This window comes from Pseudaeromonas sharmana, assembly GCF_042649925.1.
In the GTDB taxonomy this organism is placed as follows: Bacteria; Pseudomonadota; Gammaproteobacteria; order Enterobacterales; family Aeromonadaceae; genus Pseudaeromonas; species Pseudaeromonas sharmana.
The window spans coordinates 315348-339905 of the sequence record NZ_JBHSAF010000014.1 but is presented as its reverse complement, the minus strand read 5'-3'; the positions used below and the strand labels follow the sequence as shown (position 1 = coordinate 339905).

The 24558-nt window shown below is 54.6% G+C and carries 18 protein-coding genes; 14 read left to right on the top strand and 4 right to left on the bottom strand.

The window, feature by feature from the left end:
• Nucleotides 1-2: 2 nt before the first annotated feature.
• On the top strand, nucleotides 3-527 hold the full coding sequence (locus ACFOSS_RS11320; protein WP_377152528.1) for an OmpA family protein: 525 nt from the start codon (nucleotides 3-5) through the stop codon (nucleotides 525-527).
• Here the strand turns inward: ACFOSS_RS11320 and ACFOSS_RS11315 are convergent.
• Together ACFOSS_RS11315 and ACFOSS_RS11310 are read right to left on the bottom strand one after the other, a co-directional pair.
• Nucleotides 524-1816 (bottom strand): amidohydrolase, encoded by a 1293-nt coding sequence (locus ACFOSS_RS11315; protein WP_377152526.1) that lies wholly within the window; start codon nucleotides 1814-1816, stop codon nucleotides 524-526. The genes ACFOSS_RS11320 and ACFOSS_RS11315 overlap by 4 nt on opposite strands.
• Nucleotides 1809-3122: a hemolysin family protein gene (locus ACFOSS_RS11310; RefSeq protein ID WP_377152524.1), complete on the bottom strand. Its 1314-nt coding sequence runs from the start codon at nucleotides 3120-3122 to the stop codon at nucleotides 1809-1811. The genes ACFOSS_RS11315 and ACFOSS_RS11310 overlap by 8 nt, the downstream gene beginning before the upstream one ends.
• Nucleotides 3123-4234: 1112 nt before the next feature.
• Here ACFOSS_RS11310 and ACFOSS_RS11305 point away from each other — a divergent pair.
• The 13 genes from ACFOSS_RS11305 to udp all read left to right on the top strand — a co-directional run bounded on the left by ACFOSS_RS11305 (nucleotide 4235) and on the right by udp (nucleotide 21460).
• Nucleotides 4235-7306, top strand: coding sequence for a diguanylate cyclase (locus ACFOSS_RS11305; RefSeq protein ID WP_377152521.1), 3072 nt, complete (start codon nucleotides 4235-4237; stop codon nucleotides 7304-7306).
• A 97-nt stretch (nucleotides 7307-7403) separates the two neighbouring features.
• Nucleotides 7404-8075 carry a 7-carboxy-7-deazaguanine synthase QueE gene (gene queE / locus ACFOSS_RS11300; RefSeq protein ID WP_377153909.1) on the top strand — a complete coding sequence of 224 codons (672 nt, stop codon included), beginning with the start codon at nucleotides 7404-7406 and terminating at the stop codon, nucleotides 8073-8075.
• 104 nt (nucleotides 8076-8179) lie between these two features.
• A complete protein-coding gene (locus tag ACFOSS_RS11295; protein WP_377152519.1) occupies nucleotides 8180-9109 on the top strand; it encodes a GGDEF domain-containing response regulator in 930 nt (309 codons plus the stop codon).
• Nucleotides 9109-13830 (top strand): PAS domain S-box protein, encoded by a 4722-nt coding sequence (locus tag ACFOSS_RS11290; RefSeq protein WP_377152516.1) that lies wholly within the window; start codon nucleotides 9109-9111, stop codon nucleotides 13828-13830. Before ACFOSS_RS11295 ends, ACFOSS_RS11290 begins: the two co-directional genes overlap by 1 nt.
• Before the next feature lie 132 nt (nucleotides 13831-13962).
• Nucleotides 13963-14994 carry a nicotinate-nucleotide--dimethylbenzimidazole phosphoribosyltransferase gene (cobT, locus tag ACFOSS_RS11285; RefSeq protein WP_377152514.1) on the top strand — a complete coding sequence of 344 codons (1032 nt, stop codon included), beginning with the start codon at nucleotides 13963-13965 and terminating at the stop codon, nucleotides 14992-14994.
• On the top strand, nucleotides 14994-15818 hold the full coding sequence (locus ACFOSS_RS11280) for an adenosylcobinamide-GDP ribazoletransferase (protein WP_377152512.1): 825 nt from the start codon (nucleotides 14994-14996) through the stop codon (nucleotides 15816-15818). The genes cobT and ACFOSS_RS11280 overlap by 1 nt, the downstream gene beginning before the upstream one ends.
• Nucleotides 15806-16333: a bifunctional adenosylcobinamide kinase/adenosylcobinamide-phosphate guanylyltransferase gene (cobU, locus tag ACFOSS_RS11275; protein ID WP_377152509.1), complete on the top strand. Its 528-nt coding sequence runs from the start codon at nucleotides 15806-15808 to the stop codon at nucleotides 16331-16333. Before ACFOSS_RS11280 ends, cobU begins: the two co-directional genes overlap by 13 nt.
• Nucleotides 16330-16968, top strand: a complete 639-nt coding sequence (locus tag ACFOSS_RS11270) for a histidine phosphatase family protein (protein ID WP_377152507.1) — start codon at nucleotides 16330-16332, stop codon at nucleotides 16966-16968. Before cobU ends, ACFOSS_RS11270 begins: the two co-directional genes overlap by 4 nt.
• Complete coding sequence (locus tag ACFOSS_RS11265; RefSeq protein ID WP_377152505.1) at nucleotides 16943-18463, top strand: cobyric acid synthase; 1521 nt, start codon at nucleotides 16943-16945, stop codon at nucleotides 18461-18463. The genes ACFOSS_RS11270 and ACFOSS_RS11265 overlap by 26 nt, the downstream gene beginning before the upstream one ends.
• Complete coding sequence (gene cobO, locus ACFOSS_RS11260) at nucleotides 18444-19043, top strand: cob(I)yrinic acid a,c-diamide adenosyltransferase (RefSeq protein WP_377152504.1); 600 nt, start codon at nucleotides 18444-18446, stop codon at nucleotides 19041-19043. Before ACFOSS_RS11265 ends, cobO begins: the two co-directional genes overlap by 20 nt.
• Nucleotides 19040-19879 carry a patatin-like phospholipase family protein gene (locus ACFOSS_RS11255; protein ID WP_377152503.1) on the top strand — a complete coding sequence of 280 codons (840 nt, stop codon included), beginning with the start codon at nucleotides 19040-19042 and terminating at the stop codon, nucleotides 19877-19879. Before cobO ends, ACFOSS_RS11255 begins: the two co-directional genes overlap by 4 nt.
• Before the next feature lie 183 nt (nucleotides 19880-20062).
• On the top strand, nucleotides 20063-20524 hold the full coding sequence (locus ACFOSS_RS11250) for a DUF4124 domain-containing protein (RefSeq protein WP_377152500.1): 462 nt from the start codon (nucleotides 20063-20065) through the stop codon (nucleotides 20522-20524).
• 162 nt (nucleotides 20525-20686) lie between these two features.
• Nucleotides 20687-21460, top strand: coding sequence for a uridine phosphorylase (gene udp, locus ACFOSS_RS11245; RefSeq protein WP_377152498.1), 774 nt, complete (start codon nucleotides 20687-20689; stop codon nucleotides 21458-21460).
• A 61-nt stretch (nucleotides 21461-21521) separates the two neighbouring features.
• Here the strand turns inward: udp and nuoN are convergent, their stop codons facing one another.
• Nucleotides 21522-22982: an NADH-quinone oxidoreductase subunit NuoN gene (nuoN, locus tag ACFOSS_RS11240; protein ID WP_377152496.1), complete on the bottom strand. Its 1461-nt coding sequence runs from the start codon at nucleotides 22980-22982 to the stop codon at nucleotides 21522-21524.
• 43 nt (nucleotides 22983-23025) lie between these two features.
• Nucleotides 23026-24546: an NADH-quinone oxidoreductase subunit M gene (gene nuoM / locus ACFOSS_RS11235; protein WP_377152493.1), complete on the bottom strand. Its 1521-nt coding sequence runs from the start codon at nucleotides 24544-24546 to the stop codon at nucleotides 23026-23028.
• Between the last annotated feature and the right edge of the window lie 12 nt (nucleotides 24547-24558).

Genomic DNA, 24558 nt, shown 5'->3' with positions numbered 1-24558 from the left:
TCATGCGTCACACAACCTCATCCACGTACCTTATGGTGTGGCTCTTGTTGCTGCTAGCCGGCTGTGCAACTCAGGATAGCGTCTCGGTTCAGCCCGGAGACGAGATATTATGGCTGGATAGTCCGCCGGCGTTGACGTCATCGATCCCCGCTGGTTGTGAAGATAAACTCGCGATCGGCGCGGGTGATACGCTTTCGGTCTCTGCATTGCCGTTCGATTTTGATAGTGCCAGCCTCCGCACTGAGGCTGTTGCGGTGCTTGATTGTGTTGCGCGCTACGAGCTGGATTCGGCAGAGGCATTACGGATCCAGGGGCACACCGATAGTGTTGGCAGCCAAGAATACAATCAGGCGCTGGGTGATCGGCGAGCGATCAACAGCGCCCTCTATCTGCAGCAACAGGGGGTGGATCCGCGGCGGATGAGCACAGAGTCGTATGGAGAGAATGCGCCTGTAGCTTCCAATGAGTCGATGGAAGGCCGAGCCCGCAACCGCCGGGTGGAAATCGTACCGCAAACACAGTACTAAGCGGTCTGGCCGACTGAAGGCGTCAGATTTCGGGCAAACCAGTGGAATAACAGATTGAGCGCCCGAGCCATGATCTCTTCATCAAAATCAAATTGATCGGTATGGTGTCCTGCGCTGAGGTCGGCACCGATCACCAGATAGGCCGCTTGTCCTGCTCGGCGTTGAACCCTGTCAATCAAGAAACCGGCATCATCACTGGCTCCGAACGGGCGACTATGAATGACATCAAACCCCAGCTCATCACCCAGCAGAGTCAGGGTATGTACCAGCGCCGGGCTGTTTTGAATCGAGATCGCCTCGCCCTGACGGCGAATCATATAGTCAACGCCATGGGCCATGGCGACGCCCTGCACGATGCGCTGAACGGCGGAGAAAACATAGTCATTCAGCTGTGATGTGGCACCGCGGGTTTCCCCTTGCAAAAACGCATAGGCGGGGATCACATTCCGCTCTTGGCCGGCCCGAAGATGACCGATATTGATACGTGTCATGCCGTCACGGTGAGGCGGGATGGCCAGCATCTGATTGACTGCCAGACAGGCCGCACTCAGTGCATTGGCCCCGGCATTGGGCTCCAGCCCGGCATGCGCGGGTTTACCGATAAACTCGACATCAAACTTGGTCGAACTGAGAAAGCCTTCCGGACAGACCACGAGTTCACCACTCTTGGCATGAATACCCAGATGGATGGCCAACAACTGATCGATATCGTCCAGTTGACCGCTGGCCGCCACTGCCTTGCCAGCACGGCAACCTTCCTCCGCTGGCTGGAAAATGAGTTTGATTTTGCCACACAAGGTGTCGCGGTAGCTGGCCAGCAGTTGTGCCAGCACCAGTGCGATGGCAGCGTGGGCGTCATGGGCACAGGCATGCATGACACCCGCAGATAACGAGGCAAAACCCTGTTGTTGAGGTGTGTGGTGATCAGCACAACACTCACCCAGCCGAACGGCATCCAGATCGACGCGCAGTGCCAGGCAAGGGCCGGGGCGGCCGGTATCAAGCACCGCCATGAGCCCCGTTAGCGACAGTCGTGATAACCACTCCGGGTCCGCACCTTGTGCCAGCGCGCGCAGTTTCTCCTGCTCTTCATCAACTTCGCGCCCCATCACCATGGATGAGGAAAGGAACTGTTCGCCAATTCGAATATCATAACCTGCCTCTGATAATGCCTTACAAATCAGCGAGGTAGTCCGGTATTCGCACCAGGCGGGTTCTGGATGACGATGAAAATCTCGCCGCCAGGCCTGCAGTGCCGCGCGTTCGCTAGATTGGGCGACATCAATCATTACTGCTCTCCGTGCTGGTTGGGGCAGGGGTCTTGGTGACCAACAACTGGTCAATCTTGTAACTGTCGATATCGACCACTTCGAACTTGTAGCCGGCAAATTGAATTGAATCAGTGCGCTTGGGAATTTTGCGCAACGTAAACATCATGAAACCGGCAATCGTTTCGTAGTTTTCGGAATGAGGAAATTCATCAATGGCCAACGCCCGCATCACATCGTCAATCGGAGTGGTACCATCAATCAACCAGGAGTGTTCATCACGCTGAATAATCTGCTCTTCAATCATATAAGGAGAGACCAGATCTCCCATCAGCGTATTCATAACATCATTTAACGTAATAATCCCGACAACGAGAGCGTATTCGTTGAGGACAATGGCAAAATCCTGGCGGCTGGCGTTGAAGCTGTCGAGGGTCTCGGAGAGGGTCAGGGTATCGGGAATCATCAACGGCGTACGTAACAAGGTTTCGCTACGCAGTGAGATGCGCTGATCCTGGATGATGTGCAACAGAATGTCTTTGCTATCGACAATGCCAATCACCCGGTCGATGACATCCTCGCAGACCAGGAACTTGGAGTGTGGGTTAGCGGAAATCTTGGCTTTGATTGTATGTTCATCGTCCGCATGGTCGAGAAAAATGATGCTATCCCGTGCGGTCATGGCTGAAGGTACGGTGCGTGTGTCCAGTTCAAACACGTTTTCTATCAATTGATGCTCTTGTTTGCGCAAGGCGCCAGATTCGGCACCGGCTGCCACCATGGCATAGACATCATCTGGGGTGATTTCGTCTTGATGTTGGCCATGCAGGTTAAACAGCCGCAAGATTGTGCTGGCTAGTCCGTTGAACATCCAGACCAGGGGATGACAAATCAGCAGCAACAAGCGCATCGGTCGTACGATGACCAGTGCCAACGATTCAGGAATCATCATGGCGACGCGTTTGGGAATCAGATCTGCAAACAGTACAAATAACGCGGTCACCGAGATAAACGACAACAAGGAGCTGACTTGTTCGAGCAGATTGGCCGCCAGCCATGGCTGCAGCGTGTCGCGGATATATGGTGTCAAGGCCGACTCACCAAGAATACCCGCCAGGATCGCGACAGCATTGAGACCGATCGTCACCACAGTAAAAAAGTGTCCCGGGTGTTGTTTCAATGCGAGCAGTTGTGCGGCTTTTTGTTCACCGTCATCCACCAGTTGCTGCAGTTTTAGCCGACGGCTGGCGGCAAAGGCGATCTCGGAAGCCGTAAAAAAAGCACTGGCAACGATGAGACAAAAGATGATCAGAATACTGGTAGTCATAGGAAGTTCCGGTAGACAATGGGGTCAAGATGATCAAAACAGCAGCAGCATAGCATCTTGGCCGCAGATCCGCATCATGACCACCAGATAGATGGCGAGCTCAAATTTTATAAAATTCATATGGTTGCAATATTTATGCACTTACAGATGCCGAGCCAATGGCTAAGCCATAAGCCACTCCCAGAATAAATTTCGCATAATGTATATTATGTTAAATCATGTATCGAGTTATTGTCATGTCCACGGGCTTGCGCTCGATCGGTGTGTCGTAGACATCTAAGTAGCTGTTCCGAATAATAGATCACGCACGACATTGACTCAGGTAGCGCTAAGCTGACCCTTATGCGCCTGGGATGGCGCGGTGAAGCTCCCATGGATGGGTTTACGGCGTGTCAGCGTGTGCTTCCTTGCGATGGCGCGCAATTAGGATCGGCGATTTAGCCATTCTCGCATGTCGATGTCTTGCCTGTTCAACGAACACCGCACTTATGTGTGACAGCGGACGATGTGTGATCCAGACACGGGCGTAGCGCTACGTAAAAAGTTGCCAGTAATCCCCCTGCAGCTGGCAACTTTTTCACGTAGCGGCACTTATGTTACTGCGGCGGATGCCCTGCCAGGTCATGGCCACTCGACATCATCGCATTCGCTTAAAATTAATAACGCTCCTTGAAAGTGCCGATGGTTATAATCGGAAATTACGGATTATCGGTATATCCCGCACGGACATGAAATATGTTTTCCAGCCCATTTCATTTTATTTTTGAGAGTTATGGCGCAACATTTTTGTTCGTGGCTGAAATAAAAAATGAAATAAAAACTCGGAAAAATGTGATCCAGACAACTAATCAAGTCGTCGATATGATCAATGCCGCGTTATTGACGAATTTATTTGAAAGGCAAACATCTTGCTGCGTAACATAGATTTTGTTGCGTGGGATGTGGGTACGGTTGTGACGCTCAAATTTGAAAATTGGCTGGATAAACATTGGCAGTATGCTCAACACAAACACGGTGATTGTGTATTCGTGCATAGCCGTGCAGGAGCTCTCCTTCGCTCCGTACTGGACGAGTACTGCCTGCAGCGAAGCATCTCGCCTATCAGATGGCGCATGACCGAGCTTGATATCCATGAGCCCTATTCGCCGTTAATGCCCATATTGAAGGCATTGCTGCAGCGACATGGGATGACGTTGTTGGAGGATGCGCTTGATGAAATGGAGCTGCATGGCGTTGAACGCTCCTTAATCCAGGATTATTTGTCAGGTCGTGATACATATCGCCTGGAATTTCCCCTCCCGGATGATCTCGCGTTTCAATCCATTCGCATTCGGCAGATTTTAATTCGCCTGCTGTCTCTGCTCGCAACAGGCGAGCCACAGTTGTTGTTGGTAACAGGAATACAGTTTGCAGGCTCTGCTGGGCTGAAATTGATAGAGGAGTTGCTGCAATACAATCATGCTGGCAATTTTTTGATGGTGATTGGAATTGACCCGGCTTTCCAGCATATCGATGAAAACCGTCAGCAACATTGGGAGCAGTGGCTGAGTGTCATTGATAGCCGCGGCATTATTTATCCTCACGAATTTGATACCTCTTCGGCACCATTTATGAACTGGCCTGGCTTAACTCATGCCGGGGTCAGTCATGATTATGAGGCATTAAAACGTTGTGAACAGTTGATCGATCTGCTTTGTTTTCAAGAGGCCGTCGACGCAACAACCATTCAGGTTCAACGTCTCGAGAGTAATATAGCCAATCAAGATGGCACTTTCGTTTGGCAATTACTCTTATGTCACGGCCGAGCACAGCTCTATTGTGGAAATTATGAAGATGCGATTGTCACCTTCGATAGATTATTAGAGATAGCACAACAGAATAGCAATTCAGCCAATTTATGTTGTGCCTATCGTGAGCTAGCCACCACGCATATATTCCGCTCAGACCTGACATCAGCAATGCGTTACAGTCAATTGGCAATAAAGTTAGCAAGTGCCATCGACGATGATTTATTACAGACCAAAGCCCTGTTCTGTCATTTTGTTGCCAGTGATAAAGCTAACGTCCCCTTTGGCGTGGAGCGTTTGCGCCAACTCCTGATTCAGCTTGAAATTCATCAGATGATTAGCGGCCGTATCTATGTCCTCAGAAATCTCTATGCTCAGGTTCCCTTTGAGGTCAAGCTGGACTTGCATACGGCGTTGGATTGTTCGGTAGAAGCCATCCAGCTGGCGCGACATTATCACTACGAGACGGACCTGGCCGCGGCGTTTCACAGTCGCGGGATCATTTATAACAAGATGGGACGCCACCACAGTGCATTACGTTGTTTTCGCATCAGTGAGTATCTACGCGAGAAGTTGAATGTACCTGGCGAATTGGCAAGAATTCGTAACGGGATTGGCTATATATTGTGTCAGCGTGAGAAATATACCGAAGCTCACCGGTATTATTTGCTGGCATTAAATACCGTCCTGCGATTGAATGATTTTTCGGAAATTACAATCAGCCTGTACAACCTCGCATGGTTATACGCAGAAGTACGAGAAAATGATAGCGCCCTCATGGTTGTGAATACGCTGCGTGAGATGTTGCGCATTCGTGGCACCAATTATTTCCCATTCCGTAATTCACATGATGTGTTACTGCTGCAATGCATGATTCATATTAACCAGGGCGAATGGAGCCGTGCCGAACAGGATCTGGAAAGAAGCTATAATCTCGATATTTCTATATCATCTGAGGGAAAATATATCCGGCCGATTCTCAAGGCTAGAATAGAAGCGCATCATCAAAATTATTCGGCAGCGCTATTGGAGATGGAAAAAGCCAAGCAGGCCGAGACGCAACTGGCCGAGCTGAATATTCATCATCAACTGCTATGGCATGAAGTGGCCATCCGACTCCACCGCCAGCTTAACGAAACTGCCCTCGCCTATTCACATCTGCACTCAGCCAGTCGGCTCTGCAGCCAGGCGCAATTTGCATTGCACCTCAAACGCCTGGTGCATTTCTGGCACCAAGATGAGTTGCCAGCTGCATTTGCTGGCCTGCAACCGCCTAAGCTGGAGCTCGACCAACTGCTGCATCTGGTTCGCCAGGAGCAGCGCATGAATCAGCTTTGGCAGCGTGTGCATGAAATGCGATTGCTGGCCACCTTGCAGCAGCTGGCGGTGGATCTGGACAGTGAGCAGCAGATAGCCGCAGAAACCTTGCGTCTGATCTGTACCCATTTCAATGCGCAAGCGGGTTTCTTGCTGGTCAATGAGGACAAGCAGGTGGTTGAGCTTGCCCAGTTCAGTCAGGTGCCTGATAGCACACTGGACGGTCAACGCTTGAGCGATTGGCTCGGTCATCATCAAACCACGCGCTTGCTGTTCAATGGCGAGGTGCCTGCGCATGATGATCCCGATTCGCCGAAGGCGGTCCGTTTTTCTTCGGTATTAGGCCACCCGCTCTTGGAAGGACAACGCCAGATCGGCGAGATGTTACTGCTGACATTTGCCGACAGTGCGCCGTTGAATAAATCAGATCGGGATATTTTGCAGTTTATCGGTAACCAGCTCGCCGGCCAGTTGGTGAACTTGCGACAGCGCCGACAACTGATCGAGCTGAGCTCAACGGATACGTTGACCGGCTTGCGTAACCGTCAGTCATTCCAGGCCATTCTGCGCAATGAACTCAAGCGCATAGGCCGCTATGGCTCTGAACACCCTTATCTGGCACTGGCTTTTGTCGATCTGGACAACTTCAAATATTACAACGATTCATTCGGCCATGAGGCCGGTGACCGTTTGCTCTGCTGGTTTGCAGACCTGTTGGTTGAAGCGCTTCGTGATTTTGATATCTGCTGTCGTTGGGGGGGGGATGAATTCCTGATTCTGTTCCCGCACACCCGCGCTGACGAAGCCATGATTCCGTTACGTCGCATCATCGAGCTGCTAGCGTTACAGCAAGGCTACACCGATGCGCTGGCCAACCACCTGGGACGTGAGGTGATTTTGCCGCAGGATCGCTGGCTCAATTGTTCCATTGGTGTCTCCGATACCCTGGATGAACAGAATGGCACCCTGGATGAAGTCGGCCTGTTGCAGCGCGCTGACCGCGCCCTGTATGAAGTGAAGCGTCACGGCAAGGGGCAGGTCTTTCTGGCGAGTCACCAATTAGACCACCAGATAGCTTAAGGGTGCTTCTCGCCTCTTCAGGCTTCTGGTAGTCTTGCCGGCCGCAGCCAGTCGCTATTGACGGTTGCCTGAATAAGATGAGGCCGTGCCGATGACAATCCGCTACCCGGTTAATGAAATATTCCAGAGTATTCAAGGCGAAGGGTATTTTACCGGCGTCCCTGCTGTGTTTGTCCGTTTGCAAGGTTGTCCCGTTGGCTGTTCCTGGTGTGATACCCGCCACACCTGGACACTGGATCCGCAATTGGAAGTCACACCGGAACGATTGGTCGGGCGTTCAAACTGCTCCAGCAGCTGGTGCAAGATGACACCACAGCAGATTCTGGGATCGATCCGGCATCTGGGCTATAGCGCCAAACACATAGTGCTGACGGGCGGCGAACCGTGCCAGTATGATTTGCTGCCTCTCACCATCGCCCTGATCGATGCCGGTTTTACGATTCAGATCGAAACCAGTGGGACCTTCCCTGTCGAAGCCGATCCCGGCTGCTGGGTTACGCTCTCCCCCAAAATCGGCATGAAAGGTGGCTTCGAAGTTCTGGATTCGGTACTGGCCATGGCTCAAGAAATTAAACATCCAGTGGCCATGGAAAAACACATCCAGCAACTCGATGCGCTGCTTGCGCGCTGCCCTCAGCCACATAACAAGGTGATCTGTCTGCAACCCATCAGTCAACAGCCACGAGCTACCGCATTGGCGGTGCAGATTTGCATAGAGCGCAATTGGCGTCTATCGGTGCAAATGCACAAGTACCTGCATCTGGATTGACGGCGGCATATTTGATTTACCTCTGAAAAATTGTCGACTCATTAGCAACTTAGCGCATATTCTCCTATACCTTGCTACATGCTCTCTCCATCTGGTGCTGCGCTTTGGAGTGTGATCAAACGGCCTTGCCGGCTCGCATGTTGCTGGTCGACGATAGCCCAACCAATCTGCGATTTCTGGCCCATGTTCTGCACAATATGGGCGAAATTTTTTTTGCCACATGTGGCCAAGACGCGTTGCAGATTGCGCGGGATAAGCAGCCTGATCTGATTCTGCTGGATGTTGAGATGCCGGCCATGAATGGTTACGAAGTCTGTCAGCATCTCAAGCAAGATCCGGCGCTGAGTGATGCTGCCATCATCTTTGTGACATCACACCAAAGTATGGAACATGAAGTCCGCGCACTCGAAGCCGGCGCCGTCGACTTTATCAGCAAACCGTTAAACCCGCCTGTTGTGCGCGCCCGCGTACGTACCCACCTGACGTTGAAACAACAATCTGACAAGTTAAGGCAACTGGCCAATCGGGACGGCATGACCGGGGTATTCAATCGCCGCGCGTTTGACGACATGTTAAGTGTCGAGTTCCGCCGTCACCAGCGCACGCGCATGCCGCTGGGGATTGCCATGCTGGATGTGGATTTTTTCAAGCGTTACAACGACTTATACGGTCACTTGCAAGGAGATGACTGCCTGCGGCATATAGCCCACGCCATTGTTGCTTCCTCACGCCGCCCGGCAGAGTCCGTGTGTCGTTATGGTGGCGAGGAGTTTATCGTTATTTTGCCCAACTCGGACGCCCAACAGACACTCAAGTATGGCCATTGGTTGCGTGAGCAAATTCACCGCCTCGCACTGCCTCATCAGGCAGCAGAGCTGGGCATCGTCACCGTCAGTGTCGGCGTTACGGCTGCCATCCCTGATGCCTCGCTCTCCCCGCTGCAGATGGTCCAACACTGTGATCAGGCGCTTTATGCCGCAAAACACCAGGGGCGTGATTGTGTCTGTCTGTTCCAGGCACCCCAGGATCCATGATGTGGCGTAAGGGTGGGCTTTCAATACCGGCCCGGGATCTCTACATGGGGCTATGGCTACTGATAGGGACAGTGGCAGGTGGACACTTGGCTCTGATCTGCCATATCCCCGGCAGTGAAACCATCGGCCAATTGCTGGCGTTCGTGATGCTTTTACGCTGGCAATTTAGTCGAGCCGGCAATCTTATCGTTGCGTATGCGCTAGCTGCCGCAGCCTTGGTATTAACACAGCAGCCGTTGGGGCTCCCCGCATTCTGGTTTGTGGTGGCCCATCTGGCTGGTTTAGGCGTCGCGGCGGCAACATGGCGACCAGTGCGGCCGTTGCAGGATGAGCAAATCGATCAGCTGATGACATTGAAATTGCTTGCCTGTTTTGTGCTACTGGCGCTGCCAACCACGTTGGCGATAGAGGCGTTAGTCCGCTTGGCTCATCCCTCACCGTTGGCACAACCATCAGCCATGATGCCCCTTGAGGCGCTGTTTCTGCGCTGGTTGGAGCGCAGTTTTACCGCCTTGTGTTTGCTGATCCCGCTGTTGAAGACCAATCGGCGGCGTTTGCTACGTCTTTGCCATTGGCCAGCTGCCCGCCATTACATTGCCGCGTGGTTACTTGCTTTACTGATTGCACTGCCGATCCTGCTGCTCAATTCGCATCCTTTTATATATCTCACCTTTGGTCTTGCCTTCATTGTCTTTCGCCATGGTGCATTTTTTGCATCCTGTACCACCATGTTGACTTTCTTCTGCCTGGTGTTTCTGGTGCGAACCGGGCTGATGCCCAAACCGTTGGCGATTAGCCAAATGGGCTCGATACCATTCTGGATCGCGACATCCTTGACCCTGTTTTCACTGCAGCTGATTGGACTGATGTCAGAGCTGATGTCGCGTTCGGCTCATCGCGGTCACGAGAGTGAAGCACGCATGCGCGGGGCATTGGAATTTGCCGCCACCGGCTTTGCTTTGACCACGCTGGATGGCGTGATTATCGAAGCTAATGCCTGTCTGTGTCAGTTGCTTGGCTATCAACGTGAGGAGTTATTGGGAAAAATGGCGCCAGAACTCAGCCATCCCGAGGATCTGGAACAGGCACAAACCAGCTTGAGACAGCTGCAGAATGGAGAAATTGACCACTACACCTTTGAGAAAAGGTACCTGCGCAAAGGCGGCCTGGCAGTTTGGGTCAATGTCCGGGTCTCCGTCTTGCGCTATGCCAATGGCCATCCCTATGAACTGATCATCCAGGTTGATGATATCAGTGAACGAAAGGCTGCGGATGAAGCCCTGCGAGATCAGGCAAACCGCCTGCGTCTGGCATTGAGCATTGCCCATGCCGGAGCCTGGGAGTGGCACCTGGATGGCACGGAGCACTGGTGGACGGAGGAGGTCTATCACATTATCGGTTGTCAGCGGTCTGAGACAATACCGAGCCAGGCTGTCTGGATGCAGGCGGTACATCCAGAGGATCGCCCGCGGCTTGAGGCGGTAATTGCCGCCGCGATCGCCGAACGACATGGCTATTGCGAAATGTATCGGCTAATTCGTCGTGACGGTGCCGTCATCTGGATTGAGGACCATGCAGAGCTCGAATACAACGAGCAAGGTGAGGTCACGCGGATCTACGGCGTGAGTCAGGATGTCACAGAGCGCGCCCTGATTGAGCAGGCGATTCAACATAGCGAGAATCGACTGCGGGCCATTCTGGATTGTGCGGTCGATGCCATTGTGACCATGGACAGTCACAGCCGGATCCATTCCTTCAATGCAGCCGCAGAGCAAATGTTTGGTTATCGCGAGTCTGAGGTGATTGGTGAGGATATTGCGTTATTAATGCCCTCTCCGCATAAGGAGCGCCATGCCAGCTATGTCCGGCGCTACCAGGAAACCGGTAACACTACCCTGATGGGTACCCGCCGCGAACTCATGGCTTGTCATCGTAGTGGCCGCCTCTTCCCTATCGAGTTATCGGTCGCCGAGATCAGCAGTAACGGAGAGCGTTTCTATACCGGAATGATGCGTGACATCTCTGCTCATAAAGCGGCCGAGCAGGCGTTGCTTAGCGCGCGCGCCGAGTTGCAGGGGGTGATCAACGCCGCGAGCGAGATAGCCATCATCGTCACCAATGCCGAGGGGATGATTACCCTTTTCAACTCCGGTGCCGAACGCATGTTGGGCTATGAGGCTTCTGAAGTGGTCGGCTTGCGGACACCGCTGTTTTTACACGATCTCCAAGAGGTCGTCTCCCGCGGGCTAGCATTGACCGAAGAGGCCGGACACCCGGTTTCTGGCTTTGCCGTATTTGTCAGCCAGGCCATTCGTCATGGTCACGAAGTTCGGGAATGGAGCTTTATCCGCAAGGATCGCAGTCGTCTTACGGTGCTGATGACAGTGACACCGATCCGCGATACCGATGGTTTGATCAGCGGCTTTCTCAGCATCGCCAAAGATATCTCTCCCCTGAAGCAAACCCAATCGGAGCTGCTTCTGGCCAAGGAACAAGCCGAGGCCGCCAGTCGCGCCAAGAGTGCCTTCCTGGCCAACATGAGTCATGAAATCCGCACACCGCTCAATGCTGTCCTCGGCATGGCATATCTGCTGGATGGCACCCCACTTGAAGGTCAGCAACGCCAGTATGTACATATGATTAGCAGCGCCGGGCGCTCGCTGTTGCAGATCCTGAACGATATTCTCGACTTCTCGAAGATTGAAGCCGGCCGCATGGAGCTGTCGCCCGCAGAGTTTAACCTGGATGAGATGATCGAGGGGCTGGCGGGCATCATGGCGGTTAGCGCCGGCAACAAGGAGCTGGCGCTTTACATCGCGGTTGATCCTGCGTTACCCCGTGTCTGGATTGCCGATGGGCTGCGACTACAACAAATTCTGCTCAACTTGCTCGGCAATGCCATCAAGTTCACCCAGCACGGGCATGTCATGCTGACAATCCAGCCAGCGCCGGCGGCGTTGGATGCAGCCCATCAATGTACGGTGCGTTTTGAAGTCACGGATACGGGAATTGGCATGACGGCACAGCAAACCAGCCGGCTATTTGTCCCGTTCACCCAGGCAGATACCTCCACTACCCGCCAATTTGGGGGGACCGGGCTTGGCTTGGCCATCTCTCGCCGGCTGGCGGAGATGATGGGCGGACAGATTGATGTGCACAGTCAAGCCGGTGCCGGCAGCTGCTTTACCGTCATAGTGCCCATGATGCCTGGGCGGCCCAGTGCAACACCTTTACCGCTGGCGCGGACGATGGCCTGGCTGCTCTGCCTGTCTGATACTGCATACCGCTGCCATCAGCAGACACTGCAAACGCTGGGTGCCGACTGTCAACGCGTCACGCAGATTGATGAACTAGCTAACCTGCCGGCGCAGGCGCAACCATCGTTGTTGTTAATCGATATTCCGCTGGCCGATACCCGAGCCTGGCTGCAGCTGGCCCGTGTGTTACCGACGCTGACGTTGCCGACCATCATTCTATGCCACCTCGCGGAAAAAACGCGGTTACCTGAGTTTGTCGATGACAGGCGCTATCGGATCCTCACTCAGCCCCTGACTTGCCGCAGCCTGCTGGCCGTTACCGAAGAGGTGCAGCTCTCTGTCGCGACGAGCGCGACGCCACCCTCACCCCCCCTGCCAACGATTGTCACCACAGATTCAGTCGCCCCACGGCTACAAGGCCGTCATCTATTGCTGGTAGAGGACAACGAGGTCAACCAGCTCATCGCGTGTCGAATTCTCACCAGCCATGGGGCCGAGGTCGATGTCGCTGGCAATGGTATCGAAGCACTTAACTTGCTGCGGGCCCATCCCACGCGCTATGCGCTCGTGCTTATGGACGTGCAGATGCCGCTGATGGATGGGTACATGGCAACCCAGGCGATCCGCCAAGAATTAGGATTGACTATCCCAATTCTGGCCATGACCGCCGGGGTCATGAGCAGCGAGCAGCAAGCCTGTAGGCAGGTCGGTATGAACGACATCATTGCCAAACCGATTGATGTGGACGCCATGCTGGCGACCTTGCAGCGCTATCTTGCTCCCGATTCAGCAGCTGTGCCAGACGAGGCCACGACGCCACCAACAGCCTGTTATGAGACTGATGTCGGCGCGAGCTCCCCTCTCGACGAGCGCAGCTGTGATCTGCAAGGTCTGCATACGTTGCTGGGTGACGACGAAGCGCTGGTATCGCGATTATTGACCCAGTTTCAACACGAAAGTCAGCAATTGCATGCTCAGTTGTTGGCGGTGCTGGAGCAGCAGGATAAGGAGACAGCGGCCAGGATTGTTCATACCCTTAAGGGGCACGCCGGTACTCTGGGTGCACAGCGCCTGGCACGCCTGGCGCGTCAGATTGAACAATCCATCCGCGGCCACACGGCACTGGATCACAGCAATTTGTTACCCGAGTTGTTTGCTGCGCTTGATGAGCTAAGAGGTGACATAGACCACTGGTTGACTGAACATGCCGACCTGGCTGCGCTGCCTGCGGCAATAAACGATGACATGGCAACCGACAGGTTACTGCAACGTTTTGTGCAGCAATTAGCGGAGCAAAATCTGGCGGCATTGGACCAGTTTGATGCGCTGCGCGGTTATCTGCTGCCACGACTGGGTGAAGAGCTGTTTTCTACCTTTACGCACGCGGTAGAGACCCTGGCTTTTGCTGATGCGCTGGCGCTGCTGCGTCAAAGCCCGCTGGCGCCTTTAATCCCCGCGGACTGATCGATGCGTGCCCCAAACGACGTCATGCTCTCTCCTTGCATAGCTAAGTCAGATCACAAGATGCGAGCAATCTGTGTTATTCGACAGTAACATAGCTGGCCAATCTTATCTGTTCAGACTCAGGAGTACCGTATGAGCGAATACTGGAACATTCGTCCGGTGAGCAAGGAGCGCACAGCGCAGATCCAGCATCGCATCGACACCAAGACCAAGCCACTCGGTGCCTTGGGGCGGATGGAAGAGATTGCGCTGCAACTGGCCCTGATTCAGGGACAGGATAAGATAACGATCACTCAGCCCACTATGTTGGTGTTTGCGGCGGATCATGGCATCGCGCAACAGGGGATCAGCATTGCACCCAGTGCGGTCACTCGCCAGATGGTGCTCAACTTTTTAAGTGGCGGTGCCGCAGTCAATTGCTTTTGTCGTTGTCATGACATGGCCTTGCAGGTTGTCGATGCCGGCATGCTGGAGCCGCTTGAAGATGCACGCCTGATTCAGCAACGGCTTGGCGCCGGGACGCAGGACTTCTCTGTCCGCGCGGCGATGAGCCTGCAGCAGGTGAACGCTGGCTTGAAACTGGGTGCCGAGCTGGCACACAAGCTGGCAGAACAGGGATGTAACCTGCTGGCTTGTGGCGAAATGGGCATCGGCAATACATCATCCGCGTCGGCCTTGCTGGCGGCACTGTATCAGTTACCGGTTGAGCCGTGTGTGGGTCGAGGCACCGGCATCGATGATCGTCAACTCCAGCGCAAGATTGCTTTGATTACGGCCGCCATCTCGCGTTTAGACTTGCCTCTCCCGCCACAAACGCTGCTGGCAGAATTGGGCGGTTTTGAGATAGTGCAGATTACCGGCGCCATGCTGGGGGCCGCTGAGGCCGGCATCGCCATCCTGGTGGATGGATTTATCGTCACGGCCGCTGCTTTGCTGGCATGTCAGCTGGCGCCAGCCTGTCGGGACTACATGATCTTCGCTCATGGCTCGGCCGAGGCGGCACATGGCCGTATGCTGAACGCACTCGATGCGCAGCCATTGCTCGACCTGGGGTTACGGCTGGGCGAAGGCACAGGAGCCGCATTGGCCTTGCCGTTGCTGCGTGCGGCATGCTGCTTCTACAACGATATGGCCAGCTTTGCCGATGCAGGTGTCACCGTCTGATGCGTGGCAAGGAGTATTTCATCCGTTTCTGTCTGGCGGTGGCGTTCTTCAGTCGCCTGCCGATCCCGGCGGCGGTTCCTTTTTCGCCGGAACGCCTGAATCGTGCCAGCGCTTTTTTTGCACTGGTTGGAACCTGTATCGGCATACTCGTGGCCGTGACCACCTGGGTCACGGCGTTATGGTGGCCGCTGGATGTTGCCGTGCTCCTTGGCATGCTGTTTTCATTACGTTTAACGGGCGCGTTTCATGAGGACGGGTTAGCCGACATGGCGGATGGACTCGGTGGTGGGCTTAATACCGAGCGCAAGTTAGCGATTATGAAAGACTCCCGCCTCGGCACCTACGGCGCGGTTAGCCTGTTTGGCGGCCTGTTGCTGAAATGGCAATTGCTGGTTGGCATTGGCGAGCATGGCATAGCCGGCCTCTGCGGGGCGCTGATTGGCATGCACACTGTTTCTCGCGCCATTGCCGGCAGTTTGATTGCAGATACGCCTTATGTCCGTGCTGCTGGCAGCAAGGCCAAACCACTGGCCGAGCGGCAATCCTGCCGCGATACCCTATTTTTGCTGTGTTCTGCCGGCGCGGTGAGCGCCTTGCTGTTTTCACCTCTGGTTGCCCTGCTGCTGTGGTCGTTGGGAGCGCTGTTTCACTGGTCGCTCCGTCGCTATTTACTGGCTCAGCTGGGGGGATTCACCGGTGATTGTCTGGGCGCAGGACAACAGATAATGGAGTTGATAGGTTACCTTGCGCTGCTCGGCATATTGCAGCAAGGTGGCGCTATTTTGGCACCCTGGTTGGAGGGTTACTTGCTTTGGCCAACGTAATACTGATTCTTGGTGGCGCCCGCTCGGGAAAGTCAGCCTATGCCGAACAACGTGCCGCGCACTATGCGCAGGTACACTGTCTGGTCACAGCATGGGCCGGAGACGCTGAGATGCAAGCGCGGATCGCGCGCCATCAGGCGGACAGACCGGCACATTGGGTCACCGTTGAAACGGGCCGCGAACTGGCGGCGGCCATCACCGAACAGGCTGCAACGCAGCGCTGTCTGCTGGTTGACTGCCTGACTCTTTGGCTCTGTCGCTGTCTGCACGATGATGACGGTGTCCCCTGCCCCGATACATCCCTGGCGCGACACAAAGAGGAGCTGGCGCAAGCCCTCCGACACGCAGAGGGGACTGTCATCCTGATTGCCAACGAACTGGGTTTAGGCATAGTACCATTGGGTGAAGTCAATCGCCGTTTTGTCGATGAAGCCGGCTGGCTGAATCAGGCGATGGCGCGTCTTGCCGATGAGGTCTGGCTGGTGACAGCCGGACTGCCGATGAGGTTGAAATGAACCATTCCAGCTGGCGAACCATTCGCCTGATGCGCCACCTCAAACCCAACTGGCCGACCTCTATGTTGGGCTATACCGATGCAAGCCTGGATGACACCAGTCTTGAACAGTGGACCCAACATCTCCCGCAACACATGCCGCGTCAATCGCTGGTCAGCTCACCCTTGCAGCGCTGCTTGCGGATGGCTGAGCTGATGAGCCAGAAATACCACTGGCCGCTCCAGACGTTGACCTCATTGCAGGAGATGGACTTTGGTCGTTTCGATGGCATGCCGTTTAGCGATTTAGCCCCGCATTGGGAGTTGCTGGAGCGCTTTTGGCAAGACCCATTCCAGAATCCGTTGCCTGAGGCGGAGTCACTGGAACAGTTTCAGCAGCGTGTGCTGGGTGCCTGGCAACAGCTCATCGACCTGAGTCGTGACCACGATCTGTTTGTTGTCTGTCACGGTGGTGTTATTCGTAACATCCTGGCTCACCTGTTACACGCCGATTGGCGTCAGGGGGATCTATACCAGCGTTTTACCATCGATTATGGGTCGATCAGCGAGATCCGGATTTGGCACCAGGCCTCGGGGCCTGTGTTCCAGCTGCGACGTATTGCGGTTCCTTATGCAGACTACCGTTATGAGTCGTGATGCGATGCGCTGTTTGATGGTTCAGGGGACCAGCTCGGATGCGGGTAAAAGCACCCTGGTGACGGCTCTGTGTCGCATTCTGGCGCGTTCAGGCATCGCCGTCGCCCCGTTCAAACCACAGAATATGGCGCTTAACAGCGCGGTGACGCATGAAGGCGGCGAAATAGGTCGCGCGCAAGCGGTTCAGGCCTTGGCCGCGGGGCTTGAGCCCAGCGTGCATTTTAATCCCGTATTACTTAAGCCCAATTCTGATACCGGTTGTCAGGTCATTCTGCAAGGCCGTGTCGTCACGGATATGGAGGCCGACTCATACCACGGCTACAAACCACGCGCGATGCAGGCCGTGCTCGATTCCTGGCAGCGACTGGCTCGAAACTATCGATGCCTCCTTGTCGAAGGAGCAGGCAGCCCGGCGGAAATTAATCTTCGGGACGGCGATATCGCCAACATGGGCTTTGCCGAAGCCGTTGACTGCCCGGTCATCTTGATTGCAGACATAGACCGCGGCGGTGTTTTTGCCCAACTGGTCGGCACCCTGGCATTACTGAGCGAGTCTGAGCGCCAACGGGTTAAAGGCTTTGTCATCAACCGGTTTCGCGGTGATATCCGCTTATTGACATCCGGTCTCGACTGGTTGGAACAGCAAACCGGTATTCCTGTTCTCGGGGTACTGCCCTATCTGCATGATCTGCGTATCGCCGCTGAAGATGCGATAGCCCATACCGTGCACAGCGCAACAGATGCCCAGCTACTCAGGGTGGTGGTTCCCGTGTTGCCACGCATCAGCAACCATACCGATTTCGATCCCCTGGCACTGCATCCCCAGGTTGAGTTGCAATTTGTCCCCTTGCATGAACCGCTGCCGGCATGTGATTTGGTGATCCTGCCCGGCAGCAAGAACGTAATGGCTGATCTGGCGGCACTGCGCCACCATGGGTGGCCTGCCCAACTGGCTCGCCATCTGCGTTATGGTGGCAAGATGTTCGGCATCTGCGGCGGTTATCAGATGTTGGGCCAAACGATTGAGGATCCTCATGGTATGGAGGGTCCGCCCGGTCAATGTGCTGCTTTAGGCTGGTTACCGTTGCAGACGACCCTTGAGGTGCAAAAACAGTTGCGCAATGAACAGGGAATTAGCCTGCTGACAGACGAGCCCTGCGCGGTAAGCGGCTATGAGATTCATCTTGGTGTGACGGATGTTGCCGAGAATGCCCGTCCATTATGGCGTCGCGTGGATGGTTCAACCGACGGCTGTATCAGCGAGGATGGTCAGGTAGCTGGCGGCTACTTGCACGGCCTGTTTGATTCCCCGGCCATGCTGAATCAGTTACTGGCGTGGGTAGACGTCCAGTCACAGGAAGAAATTGATTACCACCAACAACAGCAAGCGGCTATTGATCGTCTGGCCGATTGCGTTGCTCAGCATCTAGATATGAATAAAATCAAAGACCTACTTGGCCTATCGGAGATGACGGATGTCGAATCAACAAGATGAGCGGCATAAGATCCGCCAACAGCGCCTGAAGGAAAATGTGGATGCCCGCATCGCTGCGGCGCAAGAAGACCGGGGGTTACTGATCATCATTACCGGTGATGGTAAAGGCAAAAGTACCTCGGGATTTGGCACCGTCTGTCGGGCCGTTGGCCATGGCCTGACGGCGGCAGTTGTCCAGTTTATCAAGGGCACCTGGGCATGTGGGGAGCGTGAATTGCTGCAATCCCACGGCGTCCCCTTTCACATCATGGCAACCGGTTTTACCTGGGATACCCAAGATCGTGAGCATGACATGGCGGCTGCCCAAGTGGTTTGGCAAGAAGCCAAGCGCTTGCTGTGTGATCCAGACATTCAGCTGGTGCTGCTGGACGAACTGACCTACATGGTGGCCTACCACTATCTGGATCTGGACGAGGTACTAACGGTTTTGCGGCAGCGGCCTGCACAGCAGCACGTGGTGATTACAGGTCGCGGGTGTCACCGCAGCTTGATAGAGATGGCTGACACTGTAAGTGAAGTCCGGAATGTCAAACATGCCTTCGACGCGGGTATCCGTGCTCAACAAGGGGTAGACTGGTGACGAAGCTCCCCCTTCATTCACGGGCATTGATTGTTGAAGGCGGGGCCATGCGTGGCATTTTCGCGGCCGGTGTGCTGGATGCGTTCATGGCTGCCCGTTTCCAGCCATTTGACATCTGCTATGGTGTCTCGGCTGGTTCGACGGCGCTGGCCGCTTATCTATCTCATCAGCCCGGACGGACGTATCGGGTGATCACCGATATTTCCTGCCGCCCGGAATTCATTCAACTGGGGCGGTTTCTACGCGGTGGCCATTGGCTGGATCTGGATTGGCTGTGGCCAGTGAGTCTCTCTGAGCTACCGTTTGATATGCCCAGCTTTGCCAGTAATCCTATTCCGTTATGGATTGCGGCCACGCGCGTACGTGATGGCCAAGCATGCTATTTCCATGCCCAGGGTGATGAGGCGATGACCATCGCCAAAGCCTCATGTTCTGTACCGATTGCCTATCGCGGCTTTGTCGAGATTGACGGTGAGGCCTACACGGACGGCGGTGTTGCTGATTCGATTCCGGTACAGCATGCCTACGCTTGTGGTGCCCGTCATTTGACGATTGTTCTCTCCCGCCATTGGGGCTATCGCAAACGGCCAACGCGATTTGCGTGGCTGATGCGCCGTCTGCTAGCGCAATACCCGGCGCTGTGCGCCGCCATGTTGCAACGCCACCTGGCTTACAACGCCGCGCTGGATTTCATTGCCAACCCCCCTGCAGATTGCACCATTGAGTTGCTGGTGCCGCCCCCCGAATTTGCCGTAGGGCGCCTGACCCAAGACCGACAGCGCCTTGACACGGGTTATCAACAAGGTTGGCAAGCCGCACAGCGGCTAATTGCTTAACATGCAGAGCCTAGTGCCACGATTGGCCCCTTACCGGTGTGATGAACCTCTACCTCTTAGCGATGTCATACCGGAAGTGTCGAGCTGCGCAAAAAAACGCCGTGCTCTGTTCGGCTAATACCTGTAAGATCCTGTAAGCTTGCAAGGAGTGCGGGTGGTAATTGTCGACTTAGGGGGCCGTAAATGCGCAAGATTGCCTTGTTCCTTTTGTGTTGCGTGCCTGTGAGTTACGCCGCCGAGGTCTATCGCTGGGTGGATAGTCATGGTGTGGCACATTACAGCCAGTTACCGCCCAGCGGCGACACGGATACCAACCTGAGCCGAATCAACACGGCGTACACCCCGGGCCAGCAGGCCTTGATTGAAAAAGCAGAACGTGAAGAAGCGATGCGAAAGCTGATGGCGGATGGCATTGTCCCTCCGGCGGCGGCTGGCGGCGATGACACCTGCTCTGCACTTGAGCAAGACAAGTTTGCTTACGAGAAGCGGCGGATTGAGAGCGTCTATCTCAACGCTCGTAATGCCTGTGACGTAACCTATCACAACAGTGAACAAAAAGCGGCGCGCCTGGATTGCTATCAGGATGCTGAACAGGTGATGCAGAGCGCCATGACCAACGTCGCCAAAGTACGTTTCTGCCGCTAATTTCACCCGCCATCGCTGTTTTTCCCGCCATTCTGAGCTGTGCGCAACGTTGTGACGTTTGCGCTCACATTTTTGTTTGAAATCGTTCTCTAGACTGATGCCGTCTTTACTGGTCAACTAGACGACCAAAAATAAAAATCAAATCCTGCTACGGAGCCTAACATGAGCAAAACCTCTGATGTATTCCACTTGGGCCTGACGCGCGCCGCGCTGTGTGGTGCAGAATTGGCCATCGTGCCCGGGGATCCCGAACGAGTCGAAAAAATAGCCAGAATGATGGATGAGCCGCGTCACCTTGCTAGTCATCGGGAGTTTACCTCCTGGCTGGCACTGCTTGATGGCAAACCTGTGGTGATCTGCTCGACCGGGATTGGTGGCCCCTCCACCTCCATTGCCGTGGAAGAGTTGGCACAACTGGGTGTCCGGACCTTTTTGCGTATTGGAACTACCGGCGCCATCCAGCCTCACATTCAAGTGGGCGATGTACTGGTCACGACAGGCGCGGTACGTCTGGATGGTGCTTCGTTGCATTTTGCTCCGCTGGAATTCCCGGCGGTGGCTGATTTCAATTGTACGAATGCTCTGATTGCCGCGGCCCGGGAACTGGATGCCACACTACACATCGGCGTGACAGCATCATCAGATACCTTCTATCCAGGTCAGGAGCGTTACGATACCTTTTCCGGCCGCGTGGTGCGCCGCTTCCAGAACAGCATGTCCGAGTGGCAAGCGATGGGCGTCATGAACTATGAGATGGAGTCGGCCACCCTGTTGACCATGTGCGCAAGTCAGGGGCTGCGGGCTGGCATGGTCGCCGGTGTGATCGTCAATCGGACGCAGCAAGAGATACCGGATAGTGAAACCATGAAATCGACCGAGAGCAAAGCGGTGCAGATTGTCGTCGCCGCCGCTCGTCGTTTGCTCAACCCCGCGTGAACTAGTCAGTTAAATGACCAAGGCCAGTCAGTGACTGGCCTTGGTTGTTTTTGCGTCCTGGCTAGCGGATCAGGATCTGCGCATGTTGCACCAACTCTAACAGTGGCTGTGGATAGAGGCCCAACCAGAGCACCAACAAGGCGGAAAGGATCACCACCACACCACCCGCAGACAGTGCCCAATCCTGTTCGGCATCCCGTTGCTGCATACCAGGCTCACGCAGATACAGCGCCACCATGACACGCAGGTAGTAGTAAATTCCCAACGCCGATCCCAGCACCACGGCAGCCATCACCCACCAGAGCCCCGCCGCAACCGTAACCGACAAAATATAGAATTTGCCGATAAAGCCCAACGTGGTTGGGATCCCAGCCAGGGACAGCAACATCACGGTAAACACCGCAGTCAGGTACGGACGGTGCCAGAACAAACCGCGGTAACTATGCAAAGAATCGGCATCTCGCCCGCGATAAGGGCTGGACATCAGGCTGACTACGCCGAACGCCCCCAAGCTGGTAAACAGATACATCAACAGATAAACCCCGGCCGCCTCCTGTGACAGCGCTTCGTGCCGGGATGCGATGATGACCGCCAGCAGATAACCGAAATGGGCGATGGAAGAATAGCCCAGCATGCGTTTGATATTGGTCTGCAACATGGCCAACAGGTTGCCGAACAGAATGGAGATCACCGACATGATGCACAGCAACCAGGTCATCGCCTCGCCCTCAGTTGCCGGTACCTGAAGGTAAAAACGCAACAGTGCACTGAAGATTGCCACCTTACTGGCGGTCGCCAGAAAGGCCGCCACGGGTGAAGGCGCACCTTCATAGACGTCTGGAGTCCACAGGTGGAATGGCGCCAACGAGAGTTTAAAACCAAATCCGACCAGCATCATGCCCAACCCGGCCAATAACAGTGGTTCATGTGCCGGATTGGATGCCAAGGACAGGCCCAAGTCAGTAAAGCTCAGACTCCCGGCTTGCGCGTACATCAATGCCATGCCAAACAGCAAGAACCCGGTGGCTGCGGCTGACAGCACCATGTACTTGATTCCGGCCTCCAGAGAGTGACGCTCCCGGTAGGCGTAACCAACCAGCCCAAACATCGGCAGTGATAACAGTTCGATACCGATAAACAGTGACGCCAGATGCCGGCAAGCCGCAAGAACCAAACCACCCGATGTCGCAATCAGCAACAGCAGGTAAAACTCCTCCTTGTTATCCGGATAGGTTTTTAACCAGGAGCGGGCAAAGGTACAGGTTGCCAAAGACGCCATCAGCACTAACACCGAATAGAACAAGGCGTGACCATCGATGAGGAACAGTGGCGTGACTTCCTGAGGCGGTTGCCAAATTAGCGCCAATTGCGTGAACAACGCCAGATTGAGGCCCGCAATGGTCACAAAAAACGCCATATCGATACTGCGCCGCCAAGCGATAGACAGCATTAACAAGGCGATTGTCAGCCCTGTGATCATCAGCGGCGACAGCGCAAACAGCTGTTGCAAATTGAAGCTCATCTCACTACTCCCCAGCCGTTGGATGCACAACGAACAGAATCCATCATGGCGCTACTCCCGCAGTCGTAACGGTAGAAAACCAGTGTTGAATCGACAGCACACTGCCGCTGGCAGTATCGATGACCGGCTGTGGGTAAAAGCCTAATGCCAGCAGCAGGGTGGCCAATACCAGCATCATGCTAAACTCGCGACGCCCTAGCGCACGCAAAGGGCTATCAGACTTGCTGGGCCCAAAACAGGCGCGCTGCATCATGATCAAGGAGTAGACTGAGGCCAAAACCAAGCCAAAGGTCGCAACACAGACAACCAGGGGTGCCTGGGAGAAACTACCGGTGAGAATCATAAACTCACCAACGAAGTTTCCGGTGCCAGGCATGCCTAGCGAGGCAACGGCAAAAAACAGCATGACTCCTGGCAGATAACGGATACGAGACCAGAGCCCTCCCATCTGCCGCATATCCCGGGTGTGCAGGCGCTCGTACAGCTGACCACACAAAATGAACAAGGCGGCAGCAGACAATCCATGCGCAATCATCTGCACGACAGCCCCTTGCAGGGCCAATGCGGTACCCGAGTAGATCGCAATCAGGACAAAGCCCATATGCGAAATACTGGTGTAGGCGATCAGTCGTTTGATGTCGGTTTGCCGGAACGCCAAGACTGCGCCATAGATGATGCCGAGGATCCCGAGCCACATTGCAACTGGGGTAAACGCCGCAGAGGCATTTGGAAACAAGGGTAAGCTGAATCTGAGCATCCCGTAGGCCGCCGTCTTCAGCAAGATCCCCGCCAAATCCACAGAACCTGCTGTTGGCGCCTGGCTATGTGCATCAGGTAACCAGCCATGCAGTGGTACCACCGGCATTTTGACCGCGAATGCAATAAAGAAACCGAGCATCAACCACCACTCAATTTCAATAGGCATGGGGGTGTTGAGCAAGGTTTGATAGGCAAAGCTGACGATGCCCGTCTGCTGGTAGTGCACCAGAACCAGACCAAGAATGGCCAACAGCATGATCAGACCGCTGGCCTGGGTGTACAAGAAGAACTTGGTGGCCGCATTGATCCGGGAGCGCCCATCCGATGCGGCATGTCCCCACAGTGCGATCAGAAAGTACATTGGGACCAGCATCATTTCCCAGAAAAAGAAGAACAGGAAAAGATCGATCGCCAGAAAGACCCCGATGACGCCACCGAGGATCCAAAGCAGGTTCAGGTGAAAGAAACCGACGCGTTGACCAATTTCACGCCATGAACACAGTACTGCCATGACGCCCAAAAACCCGGTCAACATCACCATCAGCAGCGAGATGCCATCCATCGCCAGGTGAAACTGAATGCCAAAACGCGGGATCCAGTCAACGACGAACTCTTCAGCCCAGATGGAAACACCTTGCTGACTCAAGCTAAAGTCACCTTGCAACCAAATCAGGGTGGTCAATACAAACACCGAGGTCATCGTCAGCAAGGCGATCCAGCGCGGCAATATGGCGCTGACACGATCGGTCTGCCAGCAAACCAGACCACCGATAAAGGGCAGCAATACAATCAGTAATAACATCACAATTCGTGCTCC